Raw genomic sequence first — 9,847 nt, forward strand, 5'->3', positions numbered from 1 at the left:
GGGCCGCACCGCTGCTCGGTGCGGCCCCGCCGCGCGGGCGTACCCGGCCTTCGGTCGGCCTGCCGGCCCCTCCGCCTAGTGCGGAGACAGGTACGGCGTGGTCGTGCTCAGGGCGTGGAAGCCCAGCCGCTCGAGGATCGGCCGGCTCATGGGCGACGCGTCCACCTGGAGGTAGCGGCACCCGTGCGCGGCGGCGACCCGGGCCCGGTGGGCGACCAGGGCCCGGTACAGACCCCGCCCGCGCCACCCCTGCACCGTGCCGCCGCCCCACAGACCGGCGAACTCCACCCCGGGCACCAGCTCGACCCGGGCGGCGCTGACCGGCTCGTCCCCGGCGAGCGCGACCATCGCGACCACGCTCTCCGGCTGGTCGGCGAGTCGCGCCAGCAGCCGGTGCCGCAGCCGGGAACCGTCCGTGCCGAAGGCCTTCTCGTGCACGTCCACCACGAGTTCGATGCCCGCCCGGTCCGTCGCGGGCAGCACCCGTACGCCGTCCGGCAGCCGGGTGTCGAGGCTGAGCCCGGCGACCTCCCCGACCATCAGCGTCTCCGCCGGCTCCGGCTCGAACCCGGCCGCGGCCAGCCGTTCACCGAGGTCCGACGGCAGGTCGTGGCCGTAGAGCTTCCACTCGAACTCCCGCCCGTGGGCCGCGAAGAAGTCGATCTGGTCGGCGATCGCACGGTCCGCGGTCGCCTCGTCCAGGTCCGTCCAGAGAACGCCGTTCCAGCCCGCGGCGTCGGCCACCTGGCGCACCACCGCGCCCGCGCGTTCGACCCGGGCGCCGGGCCCGTCGGGCCGGGCGCCCTCGCGCATGTCACGGTCGTACAGAGCGAGCACGGTTTGATGATCCATCCGAGCACTCCACCATCCGGGCACGCCGGCGGCAACACCATTTCCCGGTGGCTGCCGGGCACCCGGGAGTGACGGTCAGCCCAGTTCGAGCGTGGTGACCCCGAAGACCCGGTCGCGGGCATGGTCGCGGACCGGGCCCGTGTACATGCGGGCGGTCTCGAACGACGGGCTGAAGCCGGCCGCTTCGGCGAGGGCGACGCCCGCCGTGCTGGTCTCGGGTACGTCGATGGCGACCCGGTCGCCCGCCGCCTCGGCGGTGAGGCCGGTGAACAGGGCGCGGGCGTCCTCGGCGGTGTCGGCGAAGAGCGGGCCGATGCGCAGGGTGTCGCGGCCGGGGCGGATCACCCCGTAACCGGTGAGGCGGTCGCCGTCGTGACGGACCAGTGCCCGGTGCCCGGTGCCGGTCAGCCACGCGGCCACGAAGCGCGGCCGGTCGGCCGGGCAGCAGGCGCTGTCGTACGCCGTGATGGCGGCCAGGTCGGCGGGACCGGCGGGCCGGACGCCGGCCGGGATCCCGGCGGCGGGGGCCTCGCCCACGAACCGGGCGGTGCGATAGGCGAGTTCGAAGCCGGACTGGCGGTAGTTGTCCTGCTCGGCCACCACGCCGTCCAGGCCGACGGTGCGGTTGCCGGCGTGCGCGAGCGCGGTCTTCCAGGTGGTGAGGCCGTGGCCCTGGCCGCGCAGGTCCGGGCGGACGAGATACCAGCCGAGGAAGGCGTAGTCGGCGTCGTAGTTGACGACGGAGACGGCCGACACCGGTTCGCCGTCGATCCGGCCGACGAAGAACCCGTCGGGGTCCTGGGCGAAGAAGGCGGTGGTGTCGGACAGCCCGGGGTTCCAGCCCTCGTCCGCGGCCCAGTCGACGATCACCGGCCAGTCGTCGGGGGTGGCCCGGGTGACGACGAGGTCCTGGGGGGCCGGAGAGGTCATCGATGCGCTCCATTCCATCGCTGGGTCCGTGTGCGGCGACCGGGGCCGCGCGCCCGCAGCATCCTTGCCGATCACCGGGCGCCGTGCCACGACGGGATCAAGCCGTTGCCGTGGCCCGCAGGCACCGCGCTCAGCGGACGGTGCGGACCGCGGGCGCGCCGCGCGCGACGAGCGCCGTCGTCGCCGGGCGCGTGAATGGCGGAGGCCCCACCGGTCGGGTCCGGTGGGGCCTGCCGATGCTCGGCGCGTCAACCCGCCTGGGTATCACGTCGGCCGGTCAGTGTGTCCGGCCCGGGCGGAAGCGCCGGTGCAGGGCGGTCCCGGCGAGCAGCAGTGCCGCGCTGCCCGCCAGGGCGGCCCCGGTGAGGTCCGTGCCGGTGTGGGCGAGGGTGGCCTCGGCCGGCGGCTCGGCGGGGCTGGGGGTGTGGGCCTTCGGCGGCGCCACCGGCTCGGGGGCGGGCGGTTGGGCCGGCGGCTTGACGGTGGGCGGCTTGGGGGTGGTCTTCGGCGGGCTCGGGTGGTCGCCGGAGGTGTTCACCGAGGTGTTGCCGGTGGCCGGGTTGAGGACGCCGACCACGTTCACGCTGTTGCCGCTGACGTTCACCGGGAGGTCGACCGGCAACTGGATGCCGTTGCCGGAGATCACCCCGGGCGAGCCTTCCTCGGCGCCCTGCGCGGACGCGCCACCGGACGTGGCCGAGCCGCCGGACGCGCCCTGATCGGCGTCGCCGCCGCCCTCGTTCGCGCAGGTGTTGCCCGCCGCCGGGTTCAGGAGCCCCACCACGTTCACGGTGTTGCCGCACACGTTCACCGGGATGTGCACCGGCAACTGGATGCCGTTGCCGGAGATCACCCCGGGCGAACCGGCCGCGACTCCGTCCGCGCCCGCGTCGGCCCAGGCCGGAACCGCCACAGCCATCGCACCAGAGGCGGCAGCGACGGCGATCACACCGTTTCGGGTAACCCGTTTCATAGGTTCCCTGCCTTCCAGACATGATTGCGGGCGCTCGCCCGCAACGGTTAAACGCAAACGAACCAGGCGAGTTATGGCTTATTCACTTTTCACCGCATCGAGTGACACCGATATCGAACCAGCGGCAAAAGTATGCAAGGGCCCGAAAAGGGGATGTCCGTGCGCCGCGAAGGGCCTCCGGCCCGCCCCGCCCGCCGGGAGGCGGGTCACGCGGGGCCCGCTTATCGTGAGCGAAAGCCCTGTACCCGGTCCGCCACGGAGCGTCCCTGGAGGCCCTCGATGCCTGCCGTGCCCCGTACCCGGCCCGCCCTGCGACGCTGTGCCGGCGCCGGAGCCGTCGCGTTGGCCCTGCTCGGCGCCGGGCTGCCGGTGGCGGACGCGGTGACGGACGGCAGACAGCCGGACCTGACCCGGTTCTACCGGCAGAAGGTCAGGTGGACGGCGTGCGAGGACGGCGAGCTGCCCAAGGACATGCAGTGCGCCAAGGTCACCGTCCCCCTCGACTACGCACGGCCGGCCGACGGCACCCTGGACCTGGCGCTGTCCCGCTACCGGGCGACCGGGAAGTCGCAGGGCTCGGTGCTGCTGAACTTCGGCGGTCCGGGCGGCTCGGGCGTCAGCCAGCTCGGGCAGGACGCCAAGGAGTTCATGGGCCTGACCAACGGCTACGACGTGGTCGGCTTCGACCCGCGCGGGGTCGGCCGCTCCTCCCCCGTGAGCTGCGGCGACGGCCCCGGCCAGGCCTCGGACGGCACGAACTCCGACGAGCCGCCCGACGCCGCGCATCCGCAGGCCCTGATGAAGGCGCTGAAGCAGCTGACGGTGCGCTGCACGAAGAACTCCGGGCCCGTGCTGTCCCACATAGGCACCGTGAACGCCTCCCGGGACCTGGACGTCATCCGCCAGGCGCTCGGCGACAGGAAGCTGAACTACCTGGGCTTCTCCTACGGAACCAGGCTCGGTGCGGTCTATGCGGCGCAGTTCCCGCACAACGTGGGCCGGATGGCCCTGGACGGCGTGGACACGCTCACCGAGTCGCTGGCCGAGCAGGGGGTCGCCGGTGCCCGGGGGCAGCAGACGGCACTGGACGACTTCCTGGACTGGTGCGTCACCGGCCTGGGGTGCCCGTTCGGGCAGGACCGGCGCAAGGCAGGCGAGGCGGTCGTGAAGCTGGTGCGCTCCCTCGACGAGGACCCGGTGCCCTCCGACTTCGGCGGCCCGTTCACCGGTCAGGACCTGGTGGACTCCCTCGGGCAGGGGCTGTACGGCAAGGAGCTGTGGCCGCTGCTGGAGCGGGCGCTGGCCTCACTGGTCGACGACGGGGACACCCGGGGGGTGCAGAACCTCGCGGCCGGCGGCCACGCGCCGCCGGCCGGCCGCGGGCCCAACGGCGGGCTGGTGAACAGCTCGGACATCCCCGTGGACAACCTGTCGGCCGCGCTGATGGCGATCAACTGCGCCGACGACCCGGACCGGCCGAGCGCCGGGCGGCTCACCGCGGACCTCGCCCGGCTGAACAAGGCGTACCAGCAGGCGTCCCCGGTGTTCGGCCGGTTCCGGCTGACGCAGGTGCTGCTCTGCTACGGCCGGCCGCGCGGCACGGACTTCATCCGCGACGAGGTGAAGGACGTGCCCTCCGCGCCGATGCTGCTCGTGGGCACCCGCGGTGACCCGGCGACGCCGTACAGCTGGACGATCGAGACGGCCAAGCGGCTCGGTCCGTCGGCCGTGGTGCTGGACAACAGGGGTGACGGCCACACCGGGTACACGTCGTCCAGGTGCGTGCGCGGCAAGGTCGACGACTTCCTGCTGTACGGCACGCTGCCGGCCGACGGCAGCTCGTGCCCGGCGGACGGTGACGGGGGCGCCGTCACCGGCTCGTCGGGCTGAGGCTCAGGCGAGGATGAGCTCGGGGTTGTAGATGTCGAGCCACTGGGCCAGGTCGAGGGTGCGTTCCAGGCCGCGCCGGTCGGCCTGGGTGCTCAGCTCGGTCCGGTGCGCCGCCCGGTCCGTCCTCTCCCGGTCGACGAGCTCGAAGACCCGGTGGTCGGGCCGGGCCAGCAGGTCCTTGACCTGGTCCTGGAGGGCGCGGCCGTACTCCGGGTCCTGGGTGGACGGGTAGGGGCTCTTGACCCGGTCGTACACGGACTGCGGCAGGACGTCCCGGGTGGCCTCGCGGAGCAGGGTCTTCTCGCGGCCGTCGAAGGACTTGATGGCCCAGGGCGCGTTGTAGACGTACTCGACGAGCCGGTGGTCGCAGAACGGCACCCGGACCTCCAGGCCGACGGCCATGCTCATCCGGTCCTTGCGGTCGAGCAGGGCGCGCACGAAGCGGGTGAGGTGCAGGTGGCTCATGCGGCGCATGCGGTACTCGAAGTCGCTCTCGCCGGCCAGGCGCTGGATGCCGGTGACGGCGGAGTGGTAGGCGTCGGCGACGTAGTTCTCCAGGTCGAGGGCCTTGGCGAGGTCCGTGCGCAGGACGTCGGCGTCGTCGCCGAAGTGCCGGGCGAACTGGAAGAGCCAGGGGAAGGTGTCGGCGGTGCGGGCTCCCTCGTCGAAGAACTGGAGGTAGCCGCCGAACACCTCGTCGGCGGACTCCCCGGACAGCGCGACGGTGGACTGGTCGCGGACCGCCCGGAACAGCAGCAGGAGCGAGGTGTCCATGTCCCCGAAACCGGCCGGCAGGTCGCGGGCCCGGATCACCCGCTCGCGCACCGTGGGGTCGGCGAGGCTGGCCACGTCGAGGACGATGTCCTGGTGGTCGGTGCGGGCGAGCCGGGCCACGTCGTGCACGAAGGGCGTGTCGGGGGTGCCGCGCAGTTCGTCGGCGACGAAGTTGTCGGTCCGGCCGACGAAGTCGACGGCGAAGCTGCGGACCTTCTCGCCCTGCTCGGCGAGCTGCCGGGCGGCGAGGGCGGTCATGGCGGAGGAGTCGAGGCCGCCGGAGAGCAGGGTGCAGCGGGGCACGTCGGCGACCAGCTGGCGGCGCACGATGTCGTCGAGGAGTTCACGGACGGTGGCGACGGTGGTGTCGCGGTCGTCGGGGTGCGGGCGGGTCTCCAGGCGCCAGTAGGCCCGGGTGCGCAGACCGTGGCGGTCGACGGTGACGACGGTGCCGGGTTCCACCTCGCGCATGCCCTCCCACACGGCCTGCCCGGGGGTCTTGACCATGGTGAACAGCTCGCGCAGGCCGTCCAGGCCGACCCGGGGGCGGACCAGCGGGTTGGCCAGGATCGCCTTCGGCTCGGAGCCGAACAGGACGCCGTCGGGGGTCGGGTACATGTAGAAGGGCTTGATGCCCATCCGGTCGCGGATCATCACGAGCTTGTCGTGGCGGCCGTCCCAGACGGCGAAGGCGTACATGCCGTTGAGCCGCTCGGCGACGGCGTCGCCCCACTCCACATAGCCGCGCAGCACCACCTCGGTGTCCGAGTCGGTGGTGAACTCGTGCCCCCGGGCGGCGAGTTCGCGGCGCAGCTCGGTGAAGTTGTAGGCCTCGCCGGAGTACACCATCGCGACGGTGCCGCCCGGGGTGCGGACGGTCATCGGCTGGCGGCCACCGGGCAGGTCGATGATCGCGAGCCGGCGGTGGCCCAGGGCGGCGGGCCCCTCGCTCCAGGTGCCCCGGTCGTCGGGACCGCGGCAGGCCATGGTCTCCGTCATTGCATCCAATGCGTGCTTCTCGGTGGTGAGGTCACGGTCGAAGGAGACCCAGCCGGTGATGCCACACATGCGCTACCTCCTGCTGCCGGTCAGCCGGACAACACGCGCCACCTGCGGTTCCATGGCGGAGGCCATTGCCCGAGCGAACCACTTGTATTCAGCACCTATATAACGAGCGTGCGCCCGGGATCCCGGCCGGTCAACCTGGCTGTAACACGAACGGAGTACCCCACCCCCACTTTCGGACGCGCTTTGCCCGCGCGAGGCCCGCGAACCCGCTTCACACCGGGCCCGTCCGCCCGGAACAGGCCAAGCGCAAAAAGTTCCCCAAACGGGTCGGCGCCGCGGCGTTCGCCGGGCGCCGGTCACCTGGTGCTGCCGCGGGCTCGCGCTACGCGCCCGGGGCCGGGGTCAGGAACCGGTCCAGCGTCGCCGTCAGCTCGGCCGGCCGCTCCACCGGCAGCTCGTGTCCCGCGTCGATGATCCGGACCTCCGCGTCCGGGTAGGCCTTGGCCATCCGCAGCATCTGCCCCAGCGGCAGCTGGATGTCGTGGTAGCCGTGCACGATCAGGGTGGGCGCGGTGATCTCGCCGACCCGGTCCAGGACGTCGAAGGCCCGCATGGCGCCGTACAGCGTCATGACGACCTCGCGCGGGGTGCCGGCGGACGCGCGGACGTACTCGCGGATCTGCTCGCGCGGGTAGCCGGGGGCGAAGGCGCGCTGGATGTTGGCGGCGACGAACAGCTTGAACGGCACCAGGGTCGAGGCAGCCATCAGCAGCCCGCGACCGCGGCTGTACGTCATCCGGCCTATGGAGTCGACCAGCACCATCCGCTCGACCCGTTCGGGGTGGGCCAGCGCGAGGGTCTGGGAGATCATGCCGCCCATGGAGTGACCGACGGGGACGAAGCGGTCCACCTCAAGGTGGTCGAGGAGGGCGACGACGTCCTGCGCCAGCTCGGCGACGGTCTTCACGCCGGCCCCGGTGCTCTCGCCGTGGCCGCGCAGGTCGAGCCGGATCACCCTGCGGTGCGCGGCGAAGTGCGCCATCTGGTGGTCCCAGCGGTGCCGGTTCGCGGTCCAGCCGTGGATGAACACCAGGGGCGCGGCCCCGCCGTCGCGGGGGCCCTCGTCGTCGTACGTCAGCGCCGCTCCGTCGACTTCGAGCTGCGGCATGAGGGCCTCCTGGGGCGTGATCCGGTTACTGCCGGGTACGGTAACCGGCCGTCCCGCCCCTCGTCACCGGCCTGCCGGCCTCAACACGGTTACAGCGCCCCCTGATCCGACGGCCCCGCGGAATTACCCCAAATGCCGCAATGGCGAATCGGTCCTATGGTGCTGATATGGAGCACGCACTCAGTCCTTCGACCCTTGCCGAGCTGCGCCGCCCGCGCCCCTATCCCGCCGTCTCCGTGCTGACGCCGACACACCGCCGTGAGCCCGGCAACGCCCAGGATTCCGTCCGGCTGCGCAATGTCGTGGCCGAGGCCAAGAAGCAGCTGGAGTCCGATCCCGCGGTCACCCGGGACCGGCGCTCCGACGTGGTCAGGCAGCTCGAACAGGCACTCGCCGAGGTCGACCTGACATACACCGAGGACGGTCTGGTGATCTTCGCCGCGCCGGGCGAGCACCAGGTCTGGTCGCTGGCCCGCAGTGTGCCCGAGCGCGTGGTGCTCTCGGACACCTTCCTGACCCGCAACCTGGTCTCGGCACACGCCGCCGAACGGCCGTTCTGGGTACTGTCGATCTCCGCCGACCGCATCACGCTGTGGAACGGCGGAGTCGACCGGGTCACCGAGAGCAGGTCCGGCGGATTCCCCATGACCCGCCCCCAGGTGAACTTCGACGCCGAGCGCCAGGAGCAGATCGGCGACACGCCCAGCACCTTCCGCGACGAGGGCACCAAGCACTTCCTGCGGGACGCGAACACCTCGATGGCCGCGCTGCTGCGGGAGGAGCCGCGACCGCTCTACGTCACCGGCGAACAGGCCGCTCTCTCCCTGTGGGAGGAGCTCGGCAACGTCGCCAGGCACAGCATCCCGGTGCGGCACGGCGGTCTCTCGCACGCCGGACCGGAGGCCGTGTGGCAGGCGATCACTCCGCTCCTGAAGGCGGAGTCGCGCCGGAGCACCGCGTCGGTGTCCCGGGAGCTCGAATCCGCGCGCGGTCACAAGACGTTCGCGGCCGGTGTCGACGAGGTCTGGCAGAACGCCCGCGAGGGCCGCGTCCGGCTGCTCGCCGTCGAGGAGAACTACCGCACCACGGTCCGCGACGACGGCGACCACCTGATCCCGGCCACGACCGGCGACCTCGACGCCCGCGACGACATCGTGGACGAGATCGTCGAGCAGTGCCTGGAGACCGGCGCCGACGTCCGCTTCGTCCCGGACGGCACCCTGGGCGACGAGAACGGCATCGCCGGCGTGCTGCGCTACTGACGGGCCCCGCACTCGGCCGACGTAGGCTCTTGAGCGTGATCGTCGGCCGAGAGGGAGTGTGTGGGCGTGGCTGAGTTGCTGGGCGTCGCGGTACTGGGTGCCGGACACATGGGAGCCGACCACATACGCAGACTCGACCAGGTGGTGAGCGGTGCGAGGGTGGCGGCGGTCGCCGACCCCGACCTCGACCGTGCCAAGGAGGCGGCGGCCGGGCTGGACGGCGTCACCGTCCACGCGGACCCGCTGGCCGCCCTGGCCGCGCCGGGTGTCGACGCCGTACTGATCGCCTCCCCCGGCCCGGCACACGAGGAGCCGCTGCTCGCGGCCTTCGGGCGCGGACTCCCGGTGCTGTGCGAGAAGCCCATGGTGCCGGACTCCACCGGTGCGCTGCGGGTGGTGGAGGCCGAGGCCGACCTCGGGCGCAGGCTGGCGCAGATCGGGTTCATGCGCCGTTACGACGCCGAGTACCAGCGCCTGAAGTCCCTGCTGGACGGCGGCGGTCTGGGCCGCCCGCTGATGCTGCACTGCACCCACCGCAACGTGTCCTCTCCCCCCGGCTTCACCAGCGCCATGCTGATCAACAGCTCGGTGTCGCACGAGATCGACGCGGCCCGCTGGCTGCTCGGCCAGGAACTGACCGCGGTGACCGTGCTGCGGCCGCGGCCCTCCTCGGACGCCCCCGAGGGGCTGCTCGACCCGCAGCTGGTCCTCTTCGAGACCGACGGGGGCGCCGTCGTCGACGTCGAGGTCTTCGTCAACTGCGGCTTCGGCTACCAGGTGCGCTGCGAGGCCGTCTGCGAGCGGGGCAGCGCCCGGATCGGCGAGGACCACACCATGCTGGTCACCTCGGCCGGCGGCGCCCGCGAGGAGGTGGCCCAGGACTACCTGGTGCGGTTCGCCGACGCCTACGACCGCGAGGTGCAGGCCTGGGTGGACGCCACCCGGCAGGGCCGGGTCACCGGACCGAGCGCCTGGGACGGCTACGCCTCC

8 protein-coding genes are annotated in these 9,847 nt (G+C 72.6%); 3 read left to right on the forward strand and 5 right to left on the reverse strand.

All coding sequences use genetic code 11. From position 1 onward, the window contains the following. Positions 1-75: 75 nt before the first annotated feature. The 3 genes from ACWGKQ_RS51365 to ACWGKQ_RS51375 form a co-directional block, all read right to left on the reverse strand. On the reverse strand, positions 76-852 hold the full coding sequence (locus tag ACWGKQ_RS51365) for a GNAT family N-acetyltransferase (RefSeq protein WP_453299037.1): 777 nt from the start codon (positions 850-852) through the stop codon (positions 76-78). Between the two features lie 75 nt (positions 853-927). Then, complete coding sequence (locus tag ACWGKQ_RS51370) at positions 928-1,782, reverse strand: GNAT family N-acetyltransferase (RefSeq protein WP_453299038.1); 855 nt, start codon at positions 1,780-1,782, stop codon at positions 928-930. Between the two features lie 277 nt (positions 1,783-2,059). Further along, positions 2,060-2,755: a chaplin gene (locus tag ACWGKQ_RS51375; protein WP_453299039.1), complete on the reverse strand. Its 696-nt coding sequence runs from the start codon at positions 2,753-2,755 to the stop codon at positions 2,060-2,062. Between the two features lie 279 nt (positions 2,756-3,034). Between ACWGKQ_RS51375 and ACWGKQ_RS51380 the strand changes: the two genes are divergently transcribed. Continuing rightward, positions 3,035-4,645, forward strand: a complete 1,611-nt coding sequence (locus ACWGKQ_RS51380; protein ID WP_453299040.1) for an alpha/beta hydrolase — start codon at positions 3,035-3,037, stop codon at positions 4,643-4,645. A gap of 3 nt (positions 4,646-4,648) precedes the next feature. On the opposite strand, the gene asnB is transcribed toward ACWGKQ_RS51380, so the two are convergent. Next, positions 4,649-6,487: an asparagine synthase (glutamine-hydrolyzing) gene (gene asnB / locus ACWGKQ_RS51385; RefSeq protein WP_453299041.1), complete on the reverse strand. Its 1,839-nt coding sequence runs from the start codon at positions 6,485-6,487 to the stop codon at positions 4,649-4,651. A gap of 322 nt (positions 6,488-6,809) precedes the next feature. Continuing rightward, positions 6,810-7,595, reverse strand: coding sequence for an alpha/beta fold hydrolase (locus tag ACWGKQ_RS51390; protein ID WP_453299042.1), 786 nt, complete (start codon positions 7,593-7,595; stop codon positions 6,810-6,812). 167 nt (positions 7,596-7,762) lie between these two features. On the opposite strand from ACWGKQ_RS51390, the gene ACWGKQ_RS51395 reads away from it, so the two are divergent. Both ACWGKQ_RS51395 and ACWGKQ_RS51400 read left to right on the forward strand, forming a co-directional pair. Further along, positions 7,763-8,857: a baeRF3 domain-containing protein gene (locus ACWGKQ_RS51395; RefSeq protein ID WP_453299043.1), complete on the forward strand. Its 1,095-nt coding sequence runs from the start codon at positions 7,763-7,765 to the stop codon at positions 8,855-8,857. Positions 8,858-8,923: 66 nt separating this feature from the next. Then, positions 8,924-9,847, forward strand: a 924-nt coding sequence (locus ACWGKQ_RS51400; RefSeq protein WP_453299044.1) for a Gfo/Idh/MocA family protein, incomplete at its 3' end; no start/stop codon positions are given.

This window comes from Streptomyces sp. NPDC054770, from assembly GCF_053611985.1.